Genomic DNA, 22,837 nt, shown 5'->3' with positions numbered 1-22,837 from the left:
GGTGATATAGATCTTAAAAGTTAGAAAAAAATTGAAAATAATCGATGAAATATTACATTATGAAATCATACACTTCGAAAAAATAAGTGGTAAATCTATGTTTGGTTAGGTTTTTCCGAGTTTGTTGAGTGGCGGTGTCATATTTGATATAAAAGGGTATCTACTCTTTTATTACGGCACATCTATGTCGCATCTCAACTACAACCATCTGTATTACTTCTGGATGGTTTGCAAGCAAGGCTCTGTTACTAAAGCTGCAGAAGCCCTATTCCTAACACCACAAACGGTAACGGGGCAGATAAAAGCCTTAGAAGAACGCATGGATGGCAAGTTGACCAAGCGTAATGGCCGAAGTGTTGAGCCTACAGAGCTTGGGCAACTGGTCTTTAAATATGCCGATCGTATGTTTGGCCTGAGTTACGAGATGCTGGACATCGTGAATTACAGCCAGCACTCCAATATTCTGTTTGATGTTGGCGTCGCGGATGCGCTCTCTAAAAGACTCGTCAGTAAGATACTGATGTCGACCATCCCTCCAGATAACAGCATTCACTTGCGCTGTTTTGAATCGACCCATGAAATGCTACTTGAGCAACTCTCTCAACATAAGCTCGATATGATTTTGTCTGACTGTCCGGTGGACTCTAGTCAAAGCCCGGGCCTGTTCAGTAAAAAGCTGGGTGAGAGTGGAATGAGCTTTTTTAGTTCAGGTCAGGTTGAAGGGGTTAATTTCCCTGCTGTATTGGAGCAAAGAAAGCTTTTGATCCCTGGCAGCCGAACCTCAATGGGTCGTAAAGTGCTGCAATGGTTTGATAGACAAGGGCTTAAGCCAGATATTTTAGGTGAGTTTGATGATGCCGCATTGATGAAGGCTTTTGCTCGTTACCATCATGACGCAATATTTTTAGCACCGACGCTTTATATGTCTGAAGTGGAAGACGACACATCACTGCAACTATTAGGCGGTATTGAAGAGTTAAAAGAGGAGTACTACGTCATATTTGCTGAGAGGATGATCCAACATCCAGCAGTTAAAAACGTATGTGACGCAGATTTTAGCAAATTGTTCGAGTGAGATAGTTTGTTAATGAATTGATATCGATTATCATAACTCCGCAATATGCCGGAAATACTGATAGCCCGTAGTTGGCGAAAAGGTTGTAGGGAGCCAAACTATGAACTTAAAAGAGATGGAGAAGAACTCAGCACAAGCTGTGATTCTACTCAAAGCCATGGCCAACGAGCGTCGCTTACAGATCTTATGCCTATTACATGGTACTGAACTGTCGGTTGGGGAGTTGTGCGGCAAGTTGGAACTGAGTCAGTCTGCTTTATCTCAACATCTTGCTTGGTTGAGAAGAGATGGTTTGGTCGAAACTCGCAAAGAAGCTCAAACTGTGTATTACACATTGAGTAGTGAAGAAGTAAAAGCGATGATTAACCTACTGCATGGTATTTACTGCAAGTAGCTTATTGCTGGTGGGAGGGGGATTTCTTATCAGCGATAGAATGACACAAGGAAGTGTTAGCATTTCACATTGAACGTTAGTGTTTACCTATCTACCTATCTACCTATCTACCTATCTACCTATCTACCTATCTACCTATCTATCTACCTATCTACGTACCAATTTGCTTCTCTATTTATTTTTCTGATTGTTTGTTTTATCTATCTGCTTAAATTGTTTATCGGTCAGAAAAACGGCTGTTAGCACGTAAAATAAAAGCGTTACTCAAAATTTAGATATAAAAAAACCGGCCTAGGCCGGTTTTTTTCGTTTTGCGTTGTAATCAAATTTCTATTAAAGAGCTTTGATTGCAGCAGCGAAACGAGACTTATGACGTGCAGCTTTATTCTTATGAATAAGGCCTTTAGTCGCCATACGGTCAAGAAGTGGTGTAACTTCTACAAGAGCAGCAGTTGCAGCTTCTTTATCACCAGCTGCGATAGCTGCGATAGTCTTTTTCATGTAAGTGCGCATCATAGAACGACGGCTAGCATTGTGCTGGCGACGTTTCTCAGCTTGGATAGCGCGCTTCTTAGCAGATTTACTGTTTGCCAAGGGTCTAACTCCCAAAAACTTAGTTCGGTGACAATTTAAGGGCGAGGACTATCCCTCATTAGCGCTTAATTGTCAAATGATTTGTGCAAAAACCAATCGTAGCCAAACAAACTTTGGTATGGAAAGGTCATCGCGGTTAAGATGGCGGGGATTCTAACAGCATTTTTAGACCAATGCTAATAAATATGCTTCTTAGGACAGGATAGTATTTATCCTCGCTTGAAAGTAATCAACCAGTGTCAGAGGTTTCTGTGAGTAAACGACTATTAAAGTCAGGCCTTATTGTCAGCGCAATGACTTTTGTTTCCCGTGTATTGGGGCTAGTACGTGATGTAGTAGTAGCAAATTTGATGGGGGCAGGAGCGAGTGCCGACGTATTTTTCTTCGCTAATAAAATTCCTAATTTCTTACGTCGACTTTTTGCAGAGGGTGCGTTTTCTCAAGCGTTTGTTCCTGTATTAACGGAATATCACGCCGCAGGTGATAAAGATAAGACACGAGATTTAATTGCTAAGGTGTCGGGTACGCTCGGGGTTTTAGTTTCTATTGTCACCGTTATCGGGGTATTGGGCTCTGGCGTGATCACCGCGATGTTTGGTGCGGGTTGGTTTATCGACTGGCTAAATGATGGTCCATCAGCGCCAAAGTTTGAGTTGGCGAGCTTTATGCTCAAGATTACCTTTCCTTATTTATGGTTTATTACCTTCGTTGCTTTATCTGGTGCCATTCTTAATACATTAGGTAAGTTTGCGGTCTCTTCTTTTACGCCTGTGTTCTTGAACGTGATGATCATAGGCGCTGCGTGGTTTATCTCACCTAATTTAGATCAACCAGAAATTGGTTTGGCGATTGGTGTGTTTCTTGGTGGCTTAGTCCAATTCCTTTTCCAAATGCCTTTCTTGATCAAAGCGGGTGTATTGGTTAAGCCGAAGTGGGGCTGGAGAGATCCAGGTGTGGTTAAGATCCGCACATTAATGATCCCTGCTTTGTTCGGTGTGTCGGTCAGCCAAATCAACTTATTGTTTGATACCTTTATTGCCAGCTTCCTCGCAACAGGCTCTATCAGTTGGTTGTACTACTCAGACCGACTGCTTGAATTTCCTCTCGGTTTATTCGGTATCGCGATTGCGACTGTGATTCTTCCTGCTTTGTCTCGTAAACACGTAGATGCTCAAGGGGAAGGGTTCGCGCATACCATGGATTGGGGCGTGCGCATGGTGTTGCTGCTTGGTATTCCTGCGATGTTAGGTCTTATCGTTTTAGCTAAGCCGATGCTGATGGTGCTATTTATGCGTGGTGAGTTCTCTCCACACGATGTACAGCAAGCATCGATGTCATTGGTAGCTTACGCATCAGGCTTGCTTAATTTCATGCTGATTAAAGTTTTAGCTCCGGGCTATTACTCTCGCCAAGATACCAAAACACCGGTTAAGTACGGCATTATCGCTATGGTGACCAATATGGTGTTTAACGCGATCTTTGCTTATTTTTATGGCTATGTGGGTTTGGCGATTGCGACGGCACTGTCTGCCTTTGTGAATATGGCCTTGTTATATCGAGGATTGCACCTTGCGGGTGTGTATCAATTAACTAAGACAACCTTGTTGTTCAGTGCCAAATTAATTATCTCAGGTGTGGTGATGGTAGCGGCTATTTTATGGCAGCTGGATAACATGCAACATTGGCTTGAATGGAGCTTTAGCCAGAGAGCGCTGACATTAACTGGCTTGATTGGACTTGGTGGCTTTGTTTATATTGTTTCGGTACTGATTTTAGGTATCCGAGTAAAACATTTAAAAGCAGCGACAGATTAATACTGATTAGTATATAATCCGTCGGTTTCACACAATAAATGATGCAAATAACAGGTTTTAGCTGATCATAATGGAACTGATCCGAGGTATACACAATATTAAAGCGCAGCATCATGGCTGTGTATTAACCATAGGTAACTTCGATGGTGTTCATTTAGGACATCAAGAGGTTTTGAGTCAGGTTTCTAAACAAGCTGCAGCATTAGGGCTACCTTCTGTTGTTATGACGTTTGAACCGCAGCCTATGGAGCTGTTTGCCCGAGATAGAGCGCCAGCACGTTTAACTCGTTTACGAGACAAATACGTGCAACTGAGTAAGCTAGATATCAGTCGCTTATTGTGTGTTAATTTTAATCAGTATTTTGCAAGTTTATCCGCGGAAGCATTCATTAAGGATCTTTTGGTTGATAAGCTTGGTGTGAAGTTCTTGGTGGTTGGTGACGATTTTTGCTTTGGTAAAGGTCGTACCGGTAATTTCGCTATGCTCAAAGAGGCGGGCGAGAAGTACGGTTTTGAGGTGGTCAGCACCCAAAGCTATTGCTTAAACCAATTACGAGTAAGCAGTACTGAGATACGAAATGCATTAGCGGTCGATGACTTGGCTGCAAGTGCTACCATGTTAGGACGTGATTACAGTATTAGTGGTCGAGTGTCCCATGGTCGAAAACTAGGGAGAACTATCGGTTTTCCTACCGCTAATATTCCATTAAAGCGTTGTGTTTCTCCTGTATCGGGAGTGTATGTTGTTGAAGCTTTGGATATCGACGGTGTTCCTGTCGGTGGCGTTGCTAATATTGGACAACGACCAACAGTTAATGGGGTAAGGCAGCAATTGGAAGTGCATTTTTTTGACTTTAAAGCCAATTTATATGGTAAACAGTTAGAAGTACGACTTTTGCACAAACTGCGCGACGAGATAAAATTTGAATCGTTCGACGCACTAAAGAATCAAATAGAATTGGATGCTGAAGCCGCAAGGGTGTGGCTGCTTCAGCTAAAGAATTAATCGGATGATTCCACCGATTAACATAATGTCTAACTTCGCCCAATATAACGGAATTAAGAATCGATGAGTGATTATAAAGATACCCTGAACTTACCAGAAACAGGGTTCCCAATGCGCGGCAATCTGGCAAATCGTGAGCCAGAAATGCTGAAGCGTTGGTACAAAGAAGATCTTTACGGCGAAATCCGTAAGGCAAAGAAAGGTAAAAAATCTTTCGTACTGCATGATGGCCCTCCATACGCGAACGGCGATATTCACATTGGCCACGCGCTGAATAAGATTCTTAAAGACATTATTATCAAATCTAAGACCCTTTCTGGTTTTGATGCACCGTACATCCCTGGTTGGGACTGTCACGGTCTTCCAATCGAGCTAATGGTTGAGAAGAAGAAAGGTAAGCCTGGTCAGAAGATTTCGGCGGCTGAATTCCGCGAAGAGTGTCGAAAGTACGCTGCGGGTCAAGTTGAAGGTCAGAAAGAGAGCTTCAAACGTCTTGGCATCATGGGCGAGTGGGACAAACCTTATCGCACTATGGATTTTGGCACAGAAGCGAACATCATTCGTTCTCTTGGCAAAATCGCAGACAAAGGTCACCTTCTTAAAGGTTTCAAACCCGTTCACTGGTGTACTGATTGTGGTTCTGCTCTGGCTGAAGCTGAAGTTGAATACAAAGATAAAGTTTCTCCATCTATCGATGTGAAATTTACAGCAGCTGACGAAGCGGCGCTTCTAGAGAAATTTACTCTAGCTGAAGGTCATGCGGGTCAAGGCGAAATTTCTATCGTTATCTGGACAACAACACCATGGACTCTGCCTGCTAACCGCGCAGTATGTCTACGTGATGATCTTGAATACGTGCTTATCCAAGTTGAAGCGAATGGCGACCAGCCTGCTCAACGTATCGTTGTTGCTTCTGAACTAGCAAAAGACGTAATGGATCGTGCAGGTATCGAGCACTTCCACAACCTTGGTTTTGCTACAGGTGCTGATCTTGAGCTTTCTCAGTTCAACCACCCGTTCTACGACTTTACTGTTCCTGCAGTTCTTGGCGATCACGTAACAACAGATTCAGGTACTGGTGTGGTTCACACTGCGCCTGGTCACGGTCAAGAAGATTTCGTGGTTGGTAAAAAGTACAACCTAGAAATCGCTAACCCAGTTGGTTCTAACGGCGTTTACCTGCCAGATACAGAGCTATTTGCTGGTCAGCACGTATTCAAAGCGAACGACTCTGTTTTAGAAGTTCTAAAAGAGAAAGGTGCACTTCTGCATCACCACGCTTACGAGCACAGCTACCCACACTGTTGGAGACACAAAACTCCAATCATCTTCCGCGCAACACCACAATGGTTCATCTCTATGGATCAAGCTGGCCTACGTGCTAAAGCACTAGAGTCAATCAAGAGTGTTGAGTGGTTGCCTGAATGGGGTCAAAGCCGTATCGAAGGCATGGTTGAAGGTCGTCCTGAGTGGTGTATCTCTCGTCAACGTACTTGGGGTGTGCCAATTGCTTTGTTTGTTCATAAAGAAACAGCAGAACTTCACCCAGAAAGCCCAGCGCTTATTGAAAAAGTTGCGAAGCTAGTTGAAGAGAAAGGCATTCAAGCTTGGTGGGATGTAGACGCTGCTGAACTTATGGGCGCAGAAGACGCTGATAAGTACGAAAAAGTAATGGATACGTTAGACGTATGGTTCGACTCAGGTGTTACGCACTTCTCTGTTGTTGATTCTCGTGAAGAGTACAACTTTCCGAACGAAGAGCGCACTCACAGTGCTGATCTTTACCTTGAAGGTTCAGACCAACACCGTGGTTGGTTCCAGTCTTCTCTAATTTCATCTATCGCGATGAAAGACGAAGCACCGTACAAGCAAGTACTAACGCACGGTTTCGTAGTGGATGGTAACGGCCGTAAGATGTCTAAATCTATCGGTAACGTTGTTGCTCCTAAAGACGTAACCAACAAGCTAGGTGCAGATATCCTGCGTCTATGGGTTGCTTCTACAGACTACACGGGTGAAGTTGCGGTTTCTGATGAAATCCTGAAGCGTTCAGCGGATGCTTACCGTCGTATTCGTAACACGGCTCGTTTCTTCCTAGCGAACTTGAACGGTTTCAACCCTGAAACTGACCTAGTTCCTGCTGAAGAGATGGTTGCACTTGATCGCTGGGCTGTTGGCCGTGCTCAAGCTGCACAAGAAGAGATTGTTAAAGCATACGGCGAGTACAACACTCACGGTGTGACTCAACGTCTAATGCAGTTCTGTTCTATCGAAATGGGTTCTTTCTACCTAGACGTAATCAAAGACCGTCAGTACACAGCGAAGCAGGGCAGCCATGCTCAACGTAGCTGTCAAACGGCGCTTTACTACATCGTAGAAGCTCTAGTTCGTTGGATGGCACCTATCATGTCGTTCACTGCAGATGAAATTTGGAACGAAATGCCAAGCTCTTTACCAACTGGAGAGCAGCGCGACACGTTCGTATTCACAGGTGAGTGGTTCGAAGGTCTATTTGGTCTTGCAGAAGGCGAAGAGCTAAGCAACGAATTCTGGACTGAAATCCAGTCTGTTCGTGGCGCAGTGAACAAGCTTCTTGAAGATGCTCGTAAAGAGAAAACGATCGGTGGTGCACTGCAAGCTGAAGTTACTCTATACGCTGACGATGCACTAGCGGCTAAAATCAACAAGCTAGAAGATGAGCTACGTTTCGTACTTATCACCTCTACAGCTGTTGTTAAGCCACTGAGCGAGAAGTCTGATGCAGCGCAAGCGACAGACGTTGCTGGTCTATTCGTTGAAGTTGCGGCTACTGAAGCTGAGAAGTGTGACCGTTGCTGGCACCACACTCCAGATGTAGGCACTATCGAAGGTCACGAGAAAGTTTGTGGTCGTTGTGTGTCGAACATCGACGGTGAAGGCGAAGTGCGTAAGTTCGCATAACGACTCAGAGAAAGACTGAACTTTTTGTAAAAATCATAGCCCCAGTATCAACTGGGGTTATTTTTAGTTATAGGAAATGTGTTTAACCAAGTTGGTAATCAAGGTCACGTAAGGTGACTAACAATGAATACCAACTTCGTAAATACTAGGAATAGAAATGAGTGAAGTTTCGTTAAAACAATCTGGTGTACGTTGGTTATGGCTGGCTCTATTGGTCTTCTTGGCTGATATCGGCATTAAACTCTTTGTCATGGACAATATGGGTTATGGTTGGGCAAACCGTATTGAGGTGCTGCCATTCTTTAACTTTTTGTACGTGCATAACTACGGTGCAGCGTTTAGCTTCTTGAGTGATCAAAGTGGTTGGCAGCGTTGGTTATTTACGGGTATCGCATTTGCGGTAACAGGTATGCTGACGTACTGGATGAGCAAACTACCAGCAACAGAGAAGTGGAATAACATTGCTTATGCGATCATCATTGGTGGTGCAGTAGGTAATGTGTTTGACCGAGTCGTACATGGCTTTGTTGTCGATTACTTAGACTTCTACTGGGGCACTTACCACTGGCCTGCATTTAACTTAGCGGATATGGGAATCTGTATAGGTGCTGCGATGATCATCCTAGATGGTTTCCGTAAGAAAGACGAAAGCAAATAGCTTGCTTCAAAGTCAGTCTATGACTCACAGAATAGAATAGCCCTAAGCGCTGTCGGTTGATTCCGACGGCGCTTTTTTTTATGCTTCAGTCAACAAGGAAGCAAAGCACAGCGCATCCTCAAATAATAAAGAAGTCTAAGGAAAGTAACGTGGCAGCAATTAAAAATGATTCAGCAGTAACTCTACATTTTACGATTAAAATGAAGGATGGTTCAGTTGCCGATAGTACGGAGAACATGGGCAAACCAGCGAAGTTCGTCATGGGTGATGGCAGCCTAAGTGAGAACTTTGAAGCGTGCTTACTTGGACTTGAAGCCGGCACTGAAAAGTCTATCGAACTGAAGGCGGAAGACGCGTTTGGTATGCCAAACCCAGATCATATTCACTATATGGATCGTGCTAAGTTTGTTGGCGACTCTGAAGTTGAAGTGGGCACGATCATGGCATTTTCAGGTCCTGACGGTATGGAAATTCCAGGTATTATTACTGAGATCGCAGGTGATTCAGTGACGGTTGATTTTAATCACCCACTCGCTGGTCAAGACGTTAGCTTTGACGTCAATATCTTAACGGTAGAATAACTCTCTTAACGTTAGAATAGCTGTCTTCACGCTAGAATAAGATAGCCTTACAGCTGTGATCTCACCCAGAGCTTCACTGTCTAGACGCTTCACTGTAGAATGCGAACCTCGCTGACGGCGAACTCTATAGAAGCAACCTTAGTACCGCGGTAAATGATGAGCAATGAAATGAAAATAATGTTAGCTAACCCTCGTGGCTTTTGTGCCGGTGTCGATCGTGCGATCAGCATCGTAGAGCGTGCACTCGAAATGTATCAGCCACCGATCTATGTTCGCCATGAAGTGGTACACAACCGCTTTGTTGTTGAGGGGCTCAAGCAGCGTGGTGCTATTTTTGTCGAAGAACTGAGTGAGGTGCCAGACGACAACATCGTGATCTTTTCGGCTCACGGTGTTTCTCAAGCGGTTCGTAAAGAAGCGAAAGAGCGTGAGTTAACGGTATTTGATGCGACGTGTCCTTTGGTGACTAAAGTTCATATGGAGGTTGCTCGTGCGAGCCGCAAACATATGGAAGTGGTACTGATTGGCCACGCAGGTCACCCTGAAGTGGAAGGCACTATGGGTCAGTACGCGAGCCAAACTGGTGGTATGTACTTGGTTGAAAGACCAGAGGACGTACAGAACCTCGTGGTGAATGATCCAAGTAACCTGCACTATGTTAGCCAAACTACGCTATCAGTAGATGAAACTGCAGATGTGATTGAAGAGCTACGTCGAGTGTTCCCTGAGATTCAAGGCCCACGTAAAGACGACATCTGTTACGCGACTCAAAACCGTCAAGACGCTGTGCGTGAGATGGCGAATGACGTTGATGTGGTGATAGTGGTTGGTTCTAAGAACTCATCGAATTCAACTCGTCTAAAAGAGCTAGCTGAGAAACTAGGCACACCAGGCTACCTAACTGACTGTCCTGAAGACATTCAAACCGAGTGGGTTGAAGGGAAAAAGAAAATCGGTGTAACAGCCGGTGCTTCTGCTCCTGAAGAGCTGGTAAACCAAATTCTAGATCGTATTCGTGAGCTAGGTGCGACTGACGTTGAAGAGATTCAAGGTCGTGAAGAGAACATGTTCTTTGAAGTACCAAAAGAGCTACAGATTAAGCAAGTCGACTAATCTCTATTGATTGGTGACAAGATCGATGCGTAACACTATCGATTTGCAAACACTATTGATTTGTAAACAGCAGGAAGCCAACGTTGATACGTTGGCTTTTTTGATCGTGCTTTGGAACAAGGCGTCTAATTCTAACGCGTTACTGGAGACCGAGTTGCTCTTTTAAAGTCTTTAAATAACGACGACTCACCGGGACTTCAAAGCCAGTCAGGGTAATGATCTCTGCTAATCCATTTTCTAGCAGTTTGATCTCTTGGATCGATTTTATGTTGATCAAATATTGTCGATGGCAGCGGATCAAATCGGTCTTTTCTTCCAAGATCTTCAGGGTTAGTTGCGAGGTTGCTGTTTGTGATGAGCTACGAACATGCACGCCACTGATATCAGAATAGGCGCATTCAACCGTTTGGCTTGCCATGATCACAATGCGGTTATGACCAATACACGGAATCTGCTCTAAGTGGCAGGGAGCAATCGCAGAGATGTTCTGTTCTGGTGCTTTCTGATTTTGTTTGATGACCTTATTCAGGCGACAAACGCTCTTGTTTAATCGACAAGGCTCGACTGGCTTAAGTAGGTAATCAAAAGCGTTATCTTCAAAGGCTTGAATCGCATATTGGTCGTAGGCGGTGACGAATACCACGTAGGGCATGGTATCTGGGTCAAGCATGCTTAACAGCTCAATCCCAGTAACCTGCGGCATTTGAATGTCCAAATACACGACATCAGGCTTGAGTAGGTTGATCTGTTTCAGTCCTTCGATCGCGTTACTCGCTTGGCCTATGATTTCCACTTCTCCGGTTTCGGTCAGCAGCTCAATCAGCTCTTCGCGAGCAAAAAGCTCATCATCGATAACTAGTGCCTTTAACATCCTACAATCTTCATCTTGGTTCTATCCCTGCTTGGTTCACGCTTATCTTTTAAATGTCTGCTTCTAAATGTTTCAACTCGGAGCGATCCGTCTCCGAAAATACCATTATTTGAGTATAGGTATGATAAAGCTCATTCGAGTAAATTGCTGTGGTTGAGATTCTATTTTTAGTGCTGAATCTTGTCCAAAGAAATTAGTGAGTCGTTTATCAACAATTTCCATCCCTAATCCTACATGATCTTGAGATGGCTTCTGATAATTACCTGCATTGTCTTCAACGGTTAACTTGAACCCACCCTCGAAAGCCTCGCTAGAGATCTTTACTTTACCGCCTTCCAACATATTAGATATCCCATGTTTGATGGCGTTTTCTACCAGCGGTTGCAGGGTAAAGCTCGGCAATTGAGATTCATATAACTGCGGGTCGATATCCCATTCCACTTCTAGTCGATCGGTAAAGCGTGCTTTCTCTATGGTCAGGTAAGCGTTGACGTGTGCCAGTTCGTCTTTGAGCTTCACGGTGTTGATGTTCTGCTTTAGGTTGCTTCTAAAGAAGTGAGACAGGTGTTGAATCAACTCTCGAGCTTTATCTGGGTCACGACGTGTTACTGCGCTGATAGTATTAAGCGCATTGAACAAGAAGTGCGGGTTCACTTGAGCGTGCAGCAGTTTGATTTCTGCTTGTGTCAGTAGCGTTTGCTGCTGCTGGTAGTTGCTAAATAGGATCTGGCTCGATAATAGTTGAGCGATACCTTCACCCATCGACATATTGATAGTTGAGAATAGTTTCAGCTTTGGCTCATAGAGCTTGATGGTGCCGACCACTTCGTTACCCGCGCGCAATGGAATAATCAACGCAGAACCCAATTTACAATCCTGCGACAAGGAGCATTGGTATGGGTTCTCTTTGCCATCAAGGTAGATGATGTCGTTCTGTTCCATCGAAGTGAGCGTGCTTTGCGATGAAATCGGGGTGTTCGGAATATGGTGTTCATCACCAATACCAACGAACGCGAGGATTTTCTCTCGGTCGGTAATCGCTACCGCCCCTACGTTGGTCTCTTCATAAACGATACGTACGATTTTTTGTGCGTTATCGGAATTGAACCCACCATGCAAAATACCCACCGAACGTTCGGCAATGGTCAGTGCGCGGCGTGAGAAGGTAGCCGAGTACTTTTCGAAGATGGTTTTTCTGTCTTGGATGATGCTCATGAACAGTGCTGCACCGACCGAGTTAGCGATGATCATTGGCGCCGCAATATCGGAGACCAGAGCATAGGATTGTTCGAAGGGTTTGGCGACTGCGAGCAGAATCAACATTTGAATAATTTCTGCAAATAGGGTGACAGAGAACACTACCAGCGGATTAAACAGCTGACTGGCTTTGTTCTTTCTGACTAAGTACACATGCAGCAGGCCGCCAATCAAGCCTTCTGCTGTCGTTGAGATAGCACAAGCTAAGTCCGTAAATCCACCCAATGAATAGCGATGAATCCCGCCAGTAAAGCCGACCGCAAAGCCAACTACAGGACCACCAAACAAACCGCCCATTACCGCACCCATCGCACGCGTGTTGGCGATGGCATCATTGATCTGCAGTCCGAAATAGGTACCCATAATGCAGAACAGGGAAAACAGAACGTAGCAGCTGATCTTATGGCTTAAGCGAGATGAGATGCTCAACAAAGGGAGAATCAGTGGGGTTTTACTCAGCATGTAAGCAATCACTAAGTAGACGCAGGTTTGTTGCAGCAGAGAGAGAATGAGTTCCATATTTTCACCTATTGAGACGCTTGTTAAGTGTAAAGCTCATTGCTTGGTAACGGTAGCTTTGCTTGTGTTTTCGTAGGTTATATTCGCTTCCCAGAGTCGAAAGCACTAACGCCTGAAAACACTAAAGCCCATCACAGTGGACGGGCTTTAGTCTTAGATTCCACGAATCACTGAGTGATTACGGGAGCAAGCGAAGTTGTGTTTGGCTGTTCTTTTGTCTCTTTCTATGAAGATTGGTCTCTTGTTCCCAAGAGCCTTAAAGAACTAGGCTGTTTTGGTAACGCCTTTTGCTTCTTTCTCTTCTTCATCAGCTAGGTCGATATCGCCTTTGCCTTTTGAAATTTTAATAACGTAAGCCGCAACACCTAGCGCACTCACCACACCAATGATGGTTGAGATTTGCATTGGTAGACCGAAGCCCAGTTGGCTGTTGTTCAGGATGAATGTGATACACACAGACGTCATGAAGATAGCTGGAACAGTTGTTACCCAGTGCAGTTTGTTGTGGCGAAGTAGGTAAGCTGAAGCTGTCCACAGCATCATTACGGCTGTTGATTGGTTAGCAAAACCGAAGTAGCGCCAGATGATACCGAAATCAACTTGAGTCAGGATGCCACCGATAACGAACAGTGGTAACGCCATTAGTAGACGGTTACGCAGTGTTTTCTGTTCCATGTTGAAGTATTCAGCAAGGATAAGACGGCTTGAACGGAACGCTGTGTCACCAGAAGTGATTGGTAGGATAACCACGCCAAGGAAAGCAAGGATACCGCCAAATACACCCAGTAGACCAAATGAAGCGCTGTATACCACGTTACCTGGGCCGCCGTTTGCAATTGCGTCAGACAGAGACTCAACCGAACCGAAGAAAGACAGAGCAAGTGCACACCAGATTAGAGCGATGATGCCTTCACCAATCATTGCGCCGTAGAATACGAAGCGACCGTTCTTCTCGTTTTCCATACAACGCGCCATCAGAGGAGACTGAGTGGCGTGGAAGCCAGAGATAGCACCACATGCGATAGTGATGAAGAGAGCAGGCCAAAGTGGTAGGTTATTCGGGTTCATGTTGGTGAACATGTCGCTGATCTCAAAGCCCCCCATGATTTGGTGTTCGTCAGATAGACCAATCGCAGTGATTAGGCCAACAGACATAAAGATAAGCAGTGCACCGAACAGTGGGTAGAAGCGACCAATGATTTTATCGACAGGGACAATCGTTGCGATGATGTAGTAAGCAAAGATGATAACAACCATCGTAGTTGCAGACATCGCGAAATCAGTTTGGTCGTTCACTAGGTTAGTGATCATACCTGCTGGAGCAGATACGAATACCACACCAACAAGAAGCAGTAGAACAATGGCAAAGATGTTCATAAAGTGTTTTGCGCCATTGCCTAGGTAACGTCCAGTGATGGTTGGAACCGAAGCTCCGCCATTACGGATAGATAACATACCTGAGAAGTAGTCGTGTACTGCACCTGCGAAGATACAACCTAGAACGATCCAAAGCATTGCTGCTGGACCATAAAGGGCACCCATGATAGGGCCGAAGATTGGACCTACACCTGCGATGTTAAGCAGCTGAACTAGGTAAACCTTTGGTGTCGACATTGGAACGTAGTCCACGCCATCTTGCTTAGTGTGAGCAGGTGTTTGGCGTTTTTCATTGATACCGAAAATCTTCTCGATAAAGGTACCGTAAATAAAGTAGCCACCAATGAGTGCTGCGACACAGGTAAGAAACCACATCATAATTTGTTATCCCTGAATGTATTAATTAAGTCAGGGTGTATATTAAAGGAGTCGATGAGAAGAAACTTCCGCTACGAGAGTGAGTGGTCGAATAGCCAATTTAGCGGTGTTATAACTGATTTAGTGGTTTGTTCACTGTGCTGAGTGGCCGATATTTCTATCGAGAGGCCTATTAGCTCTATAGAGAGGTTGTTTGAGTTGGCTTAACGGCGACTATTGATTCTGAGTGGTCGGAATGAACCTAAAGTGGCGAACATTAGACAATAAGTGGACATCGATAGGCGTTCAGCGGAGAATCACCACAAAGGCAGCGCTTCGTCAGAAAGTGGTGAAGTAACAATATAAAGGATTGAAATGAAAAAAATAATCGTACTATTCGCCGTGGCATTTAGCCTTGCAGGATGCAGCGCCAATGTTCAAGATTTAGCAGCTGAAGGCAATTGGCAAGAGATTGGCTATCGTGATGGTATCAAAGGCCACACTCAGCGTTCGTATTCAGAGATGACTGAGCTTGGCGCAGTCGATCAAGCGAGTTACACAGAAGGTTATCACCTAGGTGTGACTGAATATTGTAATCCGAACCATGCTTATCAGATTGGTTTATCTGGTCAGGTGTATGAAGGCGTGTGTTCTGGTACGGAAGACGCTCAACGTTTCCGTATGGAATGGCAACGCGGCTGGGACGAGTTCTCAAACGACTATTAAGCCCAAGCTAGCCATAAAAAATTAAAACTAAAAAAAGACCAGTACCGCGTGTGTGCTGGTCTTTTTGTATGTCGTTGAAGTAGCTGTCTAAATGAGAAGCTACAAGCCAAATTAAGATTACTGATTATTCTCGACGGCTTTTCTCAAGAAGCCATTTTGCTTATCAAGCTGAGCCTTGGCTAACTCTAAATCTAGCCCTGTTAGAATCATCAAAATCGATAACTTCACATCGTAATCAGTCGCTTTAAGTGTCGACACCGCCAGTGCTTTATCGCACTCCGTTGCTTGGATAACGATACGAGCGGCGCGGGCAACCAACTTTTCATTGGTCGCTTTTACGTCGACCATAAGGTTTTGGTAGCTCTTACCAATGCGAATCATGCTGGCAGTGGTCAGCATATTAAGCACCAGCTTTTGTGCTGTACCTGATTTGAGTCGTGTTGAACCAGTCAATGCTTCTGGGCCAACCACCGGGCTAATTGCGATTTGAGCGATTTCAGCAATTGGAGAGTCAGGGTTACAAGATAATGCAACCGTTACTGCGCCAAGCTGATTGGCATAGTTGAGTGCACCAATCACGTAAGGTGTGCGACCGCTCGCAGCAATACCTACCACGACATCATTTTCTGAAAACTGAATCGCTTTCAGATCTTCAATGCCGAGAGTTAGCGAGTCTTCTGCACCTTCTTTGGCTTTTAAAATCGCCTCTGGTCCGCCTGCAATTAAGCCGATAACCATTTTGTCCGAAACACCGAAAGTCGGTGGGCATTCTGAGGCGTCTAACACACCTAATCGACCACTGGTGCCTGCGCCCATATAAATCAGTCGACCACCGTTTTGAAAGGCATGAGCAATTTTATCGACCGCTTTCGCGATCTGTGGCAGTTCCGCTTCAATCGCCAGTGGGACTTGTTTGTCTTGTTGGTTAATCTTTTCAACCACTTCGAGAGAGGTGAGCAGATCAATATCCATAGTGTCAGGGTTTCTCCCCTCCGAAACGAGGTGCGAGAGCGCTGATATGAGAGCGTCGTTACTCATAATGATCCTTAAATGGTGATTCTAAAATGATGGTTCTAAAGTTGTTTAGTCAGCACGATAGAGAACGCCTAGAGAGGCCGCTCTGCTTGCGCCAGTCACTTCTGGTAAATTGCTTGGCAGTTGATGAATATGACGTTGAGCAAGCCACGCAAAAGCCATCGCTTCCATGTAATCGGCGTTCACGCCTTTACTGGTGGTTGAGTCAACCTCCCAACTTGGAAGCAGTTCAGACAGCCTCTTCATCAACAATGGATTTCGTGTACCACCGCCACACACATACAGTGCAGGCTGGTCACCCAAGCGATAAGTCTCCACTTCATTGGCTATCGTCAATGCGGTGTATTCGCAAAGTGTGCGCTGAACATCTTCTGCTGCAAGATCTTTAAATTCTGTTAATTGTTGCTCTAGCCACGGTAGATTAAACAGTTCTCTACCAGTACTTTTCGGTGGTATTTGAGATAGATAAGATTCATTTAACAACTGTTCGAGAAAGGCTTGATTGAGCTGACCTTTAAGCGCAAATTGGGCATCACGGTCAAACTTATCGCCCGTGTGTTTATCAACCCAAGCGTCCATCAACATATTGCCCGGGCCAGTATCATAACCAAGTGTTGGCTGATTAGGGCGCAGCACTGAAATATTCGAGATACCACCAATATTCAACACCACAACTGAGCTGTCTTGTGGCTGGAAAATAGTATGGTGGAAGGCAGGGACTAATGGCGCACCTTGTCCGCCTAATGCCATGTCTTTACGCCTGAAATCGGCAACCGTTTGAATCTGTGTTTTAGCGGCAATGATGTTGGCATCACCCAACTGCATGGTAAATGGAGATTCGCCGCTTGGCTGGTGGAATACCGTTTGACCATGATTACCAATCGCAGTCACAGAAGATGCAGGTGTACCTGACTTTTCGAGAAGTTGCAAAACCGCATCGCCAAACAGATGGCCAAGCTGGTGGTCGAGTTCTCCAATGGCAATTAAATCGGTTTTCTGACCAATACAAACTTCAAGCAGACGCACTTTGAGGTCGTCAGGCATTGGGAACTCATCATGAGCAAGCAATGTGATGCGCGTATCTTCAATCGACACTAAGGCAGTATCAACACCGTCCATACTCGTCCCTGACATCACACCGATATACAGTTCTTTATGATCCATTTCTAAGCTCTTGCACTGCATTCTTAAAGTCTTCCACAGATTGGTTTAAAAACATTGTAAAGCAAATTTAAAGAGAATAACCTCGGGAAGTTTATGAAATTAGGTTTAATAAGGGATAAATATGGGACCGTTGTGGGTTGATGTTGCAGGCTACGAACTGACTGCGGAAGACAAAGAAATTTTAGAGCACCCAACTGTTGGTGGTCTCATCTTATTTGCTCGAAACTACCACGATAGCAAACAGTTATCGGCGTTAAACAAAGAAATTCGCAAGGTAGCGAAACGTCCTATTTTGATTGGTGTTGACCAAGAAGGTGGTCGAGTTCAGCGTTTTCGTGACGGCTTTTCAATTATTCCTGCTGCTCAGGAATTTGCGACTAAGAATAACGGTGAACATTTAGCAGAACAGGCTGGCTGGCTGATGGCGGCAGAATTGATTGCCCACGATATCGATCTGAGCTTTGCGCCAGTATTAGACAAAGGCCACGACTGTAAAGCAATTGGTAGCCGAGCGTTTGGTGAAGATATTGATACCATTGTTCGTCATAGCAGCGCTTTCATCAAAGGCATGAAGTCGGTTGGCATGGCGACGACAGGCAAGCACTTCCCTGGACATGGTGGCGTGATTGCTGACTCACACTTAGAGACGCCATATGACCCTAGAGACGACATCTTCGAAACCGATATGGCAATCTTCAAGGCGCAAATTGAAGCTGGAATATTGGATGCCATGATGCCAGCTCACGTGGTTTTCTCTCACTATGATGATCAACCTGCGAGTGGTTCACAGTATTGGCTACAGAAAGTATTGAAGCAGCAGCTTGGGTTTAAAGGCTTGGTATTCTCTGACGATTTAACGATGGAAGGCGCTGCCATTATGGGTGGACCAGCCGACAGAGCGAAAGCGGCCTTGAATGCAGGTTGTGACATGGTGTTGATGTGTAATAAACGAGATGCACAAATTGAAGCTCTGGATAACTTAGCGATTCAAGAGGTGCCTTTAGCCAACTCATTGCTTAAAAAACACAGCTTTGATTTGTCGACACTTCACTCGGATGCTAGGTGGAAAGAGACCTCAGAGACGATTAAGCGAATGCTAGGCAGTGAGTGATAAATAAACACATAATAATTTTAGATAAGGCGATATGATAAATATCGCCTTTTTTGTATGTGTGATCCATGGTTTAAACCTATTTATCTCTTAGAGTGAGCTAAATTCAATGTGTAAGATAAAATTTACAGTTAATGTTTTTTATTGTTTACACTTGCAATCGTTTTTTTAGCTGTTATTGTGTTTTTAAAGATTGTTAGCCCAAATGGAAATGTTGGGTGTAAAAATAAATATACAGGTTGAGTTATGCAGAAAAGTGAATTAAGCAATGTCAATATCATCGACGAACAGGTACTGATTACTCCTGAGGAGTTAAAAGCAAAACTGCCTTTGAGTGATAATGCTCGTCGTTTCATTCAAGAGTCTCGTCAAACTATCGCAAACATCATTCATAAGAAAGATCATCGCATGCTTGTTGTATGTGGCCCATGTTCTATCCATGACATTGAAGCTGCGAAAGAGTACGCGAAACGCCTAAAAGCCTTATCTGAGCAACTTAGCGATCAACTGTATATTGTTATGCGTGTTTACTTTGAGAAACCTCGTACCACTGTCGGTTGGAAAGGTTTGATCAATGACCCACATCTAGACGGCACTTTCGATATTGAGCATGGTCTGCATGTAGGTCGTGAACTACTTGTTGAACTCGCTGAGATGGAAATCCCACTAGCGACTGAAGCATTAGACCCAATTAGCCCGCAATACCTAGCAGATACCTTCAGCTGGGCGGCTATTGGCGCTCGTACGACTGAATCTCAAACTCACCGTGAGATGGCAAGTGGTCTTTCAATGCCAATCGGTTTTAAAAACGGCACCGATGGCAACCTAGGCACTGCAATCAACGCAATGCAGGCGGCTTCTTCTAGCCACCGTTTCATGGGTATCAGCCGCGAAGGTCAGGTTGCACTACTAACAACGCAAGGTAACCCAAATGGTCACGTGATTTTACGTGGCGGTAAGCAGACGAACTACGATTCAGTATCGGTACACGAATGTGAGCAAGAGCTGGGTAAATCTGGCTTAGAGGCAGCGCTAATGGTCGACTGTAGCCACGCGAACTCTCGTAAAGATTTCCGTCGCCAACCTTTAGTTGCAGAAGATGTGATTCACCAAATTCGTGAAGGCAACAAATCGATTATCGGCCTTATGATTGAAAGCCATATTAACGAAGGAAACCAATCTTCGGATATACCTCTCAATGAGATGAAATACGGCGTTTCTATTACCGACGCGTGTATCAATTGGGATTCAACTGAGGCACTATTGAAACATGCACATACGGAATTAGTCCCGTTCTTAGAGAACCGCTTGAAAGGTTAGTCAGAGTTTTAAATTTAAGTGCCTCATCTAATGGGGCATTTTAAGATCTGTTGCTAGCGAACCTACGTGATTGTGGGCTGATAGATTGGCACGGGCTTATAGATTAGTAAGGAATAAAATGGCCGTTGAACTGAACGAATTACGCGACCAAATCGATGCTGTCGATAAACAAATGTTGGATTTACTGGCTCAACGCCTTGCTCTAGTAGAGAAAGTAGGCGAAGTAAAAAGTGAACATGGTTTACCTATTTATGTACCAGAGCGTGAAGCTGCGATGCTGGCATCTCGTCGTCAAGAAGCTGAGAAAATAGGGGTTCCACCACAGTTAATCGAAGATATTTTGCGTCGTACTATGCGTGAGTCTTATGCCAGCGAGAAAGATTCTGGCTTTAAGTGTCTTAACCCAGAGTTACGTTCAGTGGTTATCGTTGGTGGTAATGGTCAACTTGGTGGCTTGTTTGGTCGTATGTTCAAACTGTCTGGCTACGAAGTAAAAATCCTTGGCAGCCAAGATTGGGATAAGGCCGACGAAATCTTAGATAATGCTGGGCTTGTGGTTGTTACGGTTCCAATTCACCTAACGGAAGGTGTGATTGCGAAGCTAGGTAATCTACCAAGCGATTGTATTCTATGTGATTTGACGTCAATTAAATCTAAACCTCTACAAGCAATGATGAACATGCATCAAGGCCCAGTAGTTGGATTGCACCCAATGTTTGGTCCTGATGTTCCTAGCCTTGCTAAGCAGGTGATTGTTTACAGTGATGGTCGTGGTTCTGAAAGTTACCAATGGCTACTGAATCAATTTGGTATTTGGGGCGCGAGCCTTTGCCAGATGGATGCAGCTGAACACGATCACGGCATGACCTTGATTCAAGCACTTCGTCACTTCACCTCTTTTGCTTACGGCTTGCACCTGAGTAAAGAGAACCCGAACATTGATCAACTTCTGAAACTAAGCTCGCCAATCTACCGACTTGAGATTGCGATGGTTGGTCGTCTGTTTGCTCAAGACCCGAACTTGTACGGCGATATCATTCTTTCTTCGGATGAGAATATTGAGATGATTCGACGCTTCCATAGCTGTTTCGGAGAAGCGTTAGAAATTCTAGATGGCAAAGATAAGGCTAAGTTTGTTGAGAGCTTCAACCAAGTGAGTGATTGGTTTGGTGACTACTCACAACAATTCTTGCAAGAGAGCCAAAGTCTTCTAAAACAAGCACATGACTCGATTCATCGTGGTTAATACTGATTTGAAATCATAAAAAAGAGCGACCATCTGGTCGCTCTTTTTGTTTGTGTTGAACGCTATGAAAGCATTTGGCCAACAGTAGGCTAAAAGCAATTAGAACATCATAGGCCAAATCAACAGCTCTTATCTATTAACAACTAGTTAGCCATTAACAACTAGTTAGTCGTGATAGGTTTTTTGCTATCTTCACTCGATACCGTGTCGATGGTTGAGCTAATGTAAGGCACGTTAGTCAGGTTGATCTGCAAGCGAACCACATTATCAATCAGTTGAACCAGTGGGCCCCACTTAACCTTTTTCTCTTTCTCGAACACGTAGTTGAAGTTCTCCGGTGTCCAATCCATCAAGTATTGCGGGTTCAGTGAGCGACCAAGGAAGCGTACTTCATAATGCAAGTGTGGACCGGTTGAGTTACCAGAGTTACCACAGCTCGCAATCACATCACCTTTACTCACAAACTGACCGCTGCGTACTTTGAATTTTTGTAGGTGTGCGTATGAGCTCATGAAACCAAACGAGTGACGCATTGTGATAAAGTTACCGAAGCCTTTTTTGCTTGGGCGCACTGTTTCAATGACGCCATCTGCTGGCGCTACAATATCTTCACCACGCTTACACGTCAGGTCGATACCGGTATGTACATGGCGTTTACCTGAAATAGGGTTAGTGCGGCTACCATAAGAAGAAGAGATACGTTGATAAGCCATCGGACTGTCGTTTGGAATCAAACGGAACATTGTCGCTCTTACTGCTGAATCGACTGCAGCCGCATCAATGCGATCTTCTAAAGAAATATCATCGGTAAGCAGTTCTTCATCAGCAAGACCCAGCACGGATTCCACATCAAATACACGCTTACCAAGCAGTTGAATGGTGCCTTCTTTTTCTGTCAATGTTTGCGATAGCGAATGGTTGGTTTCTACCTGCTCAGCGTAAAGAAACTCGGTTTGCTCTTTTTCAACAATCAGCGTTTCAATCAACTGTTGTGCATCACCCGCTTGCATTGCGAGCTCTTGTTTACCTTCGAAGTGCATGTATGCAGCTCCGCCAATTAACAGTGGTACTGAAAACATGGCAGTGGTGCACATGAGCACGGCTTTTCGGCCGAAGTAAAACGTCTGTTCCCCTTGGTTAGAGGGAATAGTAATGGAAATTTTTTTAGACATGGTTCTGTATTAACTAAATGCTTCTAATAGAAAAAAGGGTAATGGAGATATTATTCCTTACCCAAATCGGTAAGGTGTTCAATCTCTCTATAAAGCAGTTCATCGTCGCCGACATTAAGCTCAACAAGGCGCTTAAGGTGGCTGATACTATCAATATCTAAATGCTCTATGCGTAAACGCATTGAGGTATTGATGGTAGAGACTATCGTTGCTTCTAACTGAATATTGATATCACTGTTTTCGAGTTTAAAGCTCACTTGAACAGGGACATCATGGCTAAGTTGTTTTGATTCATTGCATTGAATGAGTAAACCATGGAGTGATAAGTCTTGCACTGAGCCTGATACATTTACGTGTCCTTGTGAGATCTCAGTCGGGACTTGATAAATAACTCGTGAAAATTGACGTCTTTCAACCATAAGTAATCTCTCTATATCGATGCATTACACGTAAGCCAGATATATCAAAGGCCGCTATTATCGCGGCCTTTGTTCAAAATACAAGCTT

General features: G+C 44.5%; 20 protein-coding genes. 12 read left to right on the top strand and 8 right to left on the bottom strand.

Annotated elements, in window-relative coordinates:
• Positions 1 to 184: 184 nt before the first annotated feature.
• Complete coding sequence (gene nhaR, locus AB4507_RS16330) at positions 185 to 1,075, top strand: transcriptional activator NhaR (RefSeq protein ID WP_017062869.1); 891 nt, start codon at positions 185 to 187, stop codon at positions 1,073 to 1,075.
• A 100-nt stretch (positions 1,076 to 1,175) separates the two neighbouring features.
• Positions 1,176 to 1,469 carry a metalloregulator ArsR/SmtB family transcription factor gene (locus AB4507_RS16325; RefSeq protein WP_004735028.1) on the top strand — a complete coding sequence of 98 codons (294 nt, stop codon included), beginning with the start codon at positions 1,176 to 1,178 and terminating at the stop codon, positions 1,467 to 1,469.
• A gap of 333 nt (positions 1,470 to 1,802) precedes the next feature.
• On the opposite strand, the gene rpsT is transcribed toward AB4507_RS16325, so the two are convergent.
• A complete protein-coding gene (rpsT, locus tag AB4507_RS16320; RefSeq protein WP_004739529.1) occupies positions 1,803 to 2,063 on the bottom strand; it encodes a 30S ribosomal protein S20 in 261 nt (86 codons plus the stop codon).
• 251 nt (positions 2,064 to 2,314) lie between these two features.
• On the opposite strand from rpsT, the gene murJ reads away from it, so the two are divergent.
• The 6 genes from murJ (at position 2,315) to ispH (ending at position 10,175) form a co-directional block, all read left to right on the top strand.
• Positions 2,315 to 3,877 (top strand): murein biosynthesis integral membrane protein MurJ, encoded by a 1,563-nt coding sequence (gene murJ / locus AB4507_RS16315; RefSeq protein ID WP_048606849.1) that lies wholly within the window; start codon positions 2,315 to 2,317, stop codon positions 3,875 to 3,877.
• 70 nt (positions 3,878 to 3,947) lie between these two features.
• Positions 3,948 to 4,883, top strand: coding sequence for a bifunctional riboflavin kinase/FAD synthetase (gene ribF, locus AB4507_RS16310; RefSeq protein WP_017062867.1), 936 nt, complete (start codon positions 3,948 to 3,950; stop codon positions 4,881 to 4,883).
• 63 nt (positions 4,884 to 4,946) lie between these two features.
• Positions 4,947 to 7,823, top strand: a complete 2,877-nt coding sequence (ileS, locus tag AB4507_RS16305; RefSeq protein ID WP_372182966.1) for an isoleucine--tRNA ligase — start codon at positions 4,947 to 4,949, stop codon at positions 7,821 to 7,823.
• Positions 7,824 to 7,980: 157 nt separating this feature from the next.
• Positions 7,981 to 8,481, top strand: coding sequence for a signal peptidase II (gene lspA, locus AB4507_RS16300; RefSeq protein WP_004739521.1), 501 nt, complete (start codon positions 7,981 to 7,983; stop codon positions 8,479 to 8,481).
• 149 nt (positions 8,482 to 8,630) lie between these two features.
• A complete protein-coding gene (fkpB, locus tag AB4507_RS16295) occupies positions 8,631 to 9,062 on the top strand; it encodes an FKBP-type peptidyl-prolyl cis-trans isomerase (protein WP_017059345.1) in 432 nt (143 codons plus the stop codon).
• Between the two features lie 156 nt (positions 9,063 to 9,218).
• A complete protein-coding gene (gene ispH, locus AB4507_RS16290; RefSeq protein ID WP_029235087.1) occupies positions 9,219 to 10,175 on the top strand; it encodes a 4-hydroxy-3-methylbut-2-enyl diphosphate reductase in 957 nt (318 codons plus the stop codon).
• A gap of 139 nt (positions 10,176 to 10,314) precedes the next feature.
• Here the strand turns inward: ispH and btsR are convergent, their stop codons facing one another.
• The 3 genes from btsR to AB4507_RS16275 form a co-directional block, all read right to left on the bottom strand.
• The gene (btsR, locus tag AB4507_RS16285; protein ID WP_017070063.1) at positions 10,315 to 11,046 is read right to left on the bottom strand and encodes a two-component system response regulator BtsR; all 732 of its coding nucleotides are present in this window, start codon (positions 11,044 to 11,046) and stop codon (positions 10,315 to 10,317) included.
• A gap of 105 nt (positions 11,047 to 11,151) precedes the next feature.
• The gene (locus AB4507_RS16280) at positions 11,152 to 12,822 is read right to left on the bottom strand and encodes a sensor histidine kinase (protein ID WP_017080271.1); all 1,671 of its coding nucleotides are present in this window, start codon (positions 12,820 to 12,822) and stop codon (positions 11,152 to 11,154) included.
• Between the two features lie 264 nt (positions 12,823 to 13,086).
• Positions 13,087 to 14,577: a carbon starvation protein A gene (locus tag AB4507_RS16275; protein WP_372182965.1), complete on the bottom strand. Its 1,491-nt coding sequence runs from the start codon at positions 14,575 to 14,577 to the stop codon at positions 13,087 to 13,089.
• A gap of 354 nt (positions 14,578 to 14,931) precedes the next feature.
• Here AB4507_RS16275 and AB4507_RS16270 point away from each other — a divergent pair, with 354 nt between their 5' ends.
• Entirely contained in the window at positions 14,932 to 15,282 is a 351-nt protein-coding gene (locus AB4507_RS16270; protein WP_017059350.1) for a DUF2799 domain-containing protein, read from the top strand.
• A 117-nt stretch (positions 15,283 to 15,399) separates the two neighbouring features.
• Here the strand turns inward: AB4507_RS16270 and murQ are convergent, their stop codons facing one another.
• Together murQ and AB4507_RS16260 are read right to left on the bottom strand one after the other, a co-directional pair.
• Entirely contained in the window at positions 15,400 to 16,320 is a 921-nt protein-coding gene (gene murQ / locus AB4507_RS16265) for an N-acetylmuramic acid 6-phosphate etherase (protein ID WP_050651903.1), read from the bottom strand.
• 45 nt (positions 16,321 to 16,365) lie between these two features.
• On the bottom strand, positions 16,366 to 17,481 hold the full coding sequence (locus AB4507_RS16260; protein WP_372182964.1) for an anhydro-N-acetylmuramic acid kinase: 1,116 nt from the start codon (positions 17,479 to 17,481) through the stop codon (positions 16,366 to 16,368).
• Between the two features lie 121 nt (positions 17,482 to 17,602).
• On the opposite strand from AB4507_RS16260, the gene nagZ reads away from it, so the two are divergent.
• From nagZ to tyrA, 3 genes are all read left to right on the top strand, one after another.
• Positions 17,603 to 18,592, top strand: coding sequence for a beta-N-acetylhexosaminidase (nagZ, locus tag AB4507_RS16255; protein ID WP_372102422.1), 990 nt, complete (start codon positions 17,603 to 17,605; stop codon positions 18,590 to 18,592).
• Between the two features lie 246 nt (positions 18,593 to 18,838).
• Complete coding sequence (locus AB4507_RS16250) at positions 18,839 to 19,912, top strand: 3-deoxy-7-phosphoheptulonate synthase (protein WP_017059354.1); 1,074 nt, start codon at positions 18,839 to 18,841, stop codon at positions 19,910 to 19,912.
• 118 nt (positions 19,913 to 20,030) lie between these two features.
• The gene (gene tyrA, locus AB4507_RS16245; protein WP_017056144.1) at positions 20,031 to 21,158 is read left to right on the top strand and encodes a bifunctional chorismate mutase/prephenate dehydrogenase; all 1,128 of its coding nucleotides are present in this window, start codon (positions 20,031 to 20,033) and stop codon (positions 21,156 to 21,158) included.
• Between the two features lie 161 nt (positions 21,159 to 21,319).
• Here the strand turns inward: tyrA and AB4507_RS16240 are convergent, their stop codons facing one another.
• Both AB4507_RS16240 and AB4507_RS16235 read right to left on the bottom strand, forming a co-directional pair.
• Positions 21,320 to 22,330, bottom strand: a complete 1,011-nt coding sequence (locus AB4507_RS16240) for a M23 family metallopeptidase (protein ID WP_372182963.1) — start codon at positions 22,328 to 22,330, stop codon at positions 21,320 to 21,322.
• A 50-nt stretch (positions 22,331 to 22,380) separates the two neighbouring features.
• The gene (locus tag AB4507_RS16235) at positions 22,381 to 22,749 is read right to left on the bottom strand and encodes a PilZ domain-containing protein (RefSeq protein WP_372126164.1); all 369 of its coding nucleotides are present in this window, start codon (positions 22,747 to 22,749) and stop codon (positions 22,381 to 22,383) included.
• Positions 22,750 to 22,837: the final 88 nt, after the last annotated feature.

Source organism: Vibrio sp. 10N.222.54.A3 (assembly GCF_041474095.1).
GTDB classification, from domain to species: Bacteria; Pseudomonadota; Gammaproteobacteria; order Enterobacterales; family Vibrionaceae; genus Vibrio; species Vibrio crassostreae_C.
This window is presented reverse-complemented; position numbering and strand designations above follow the sequence as displayed.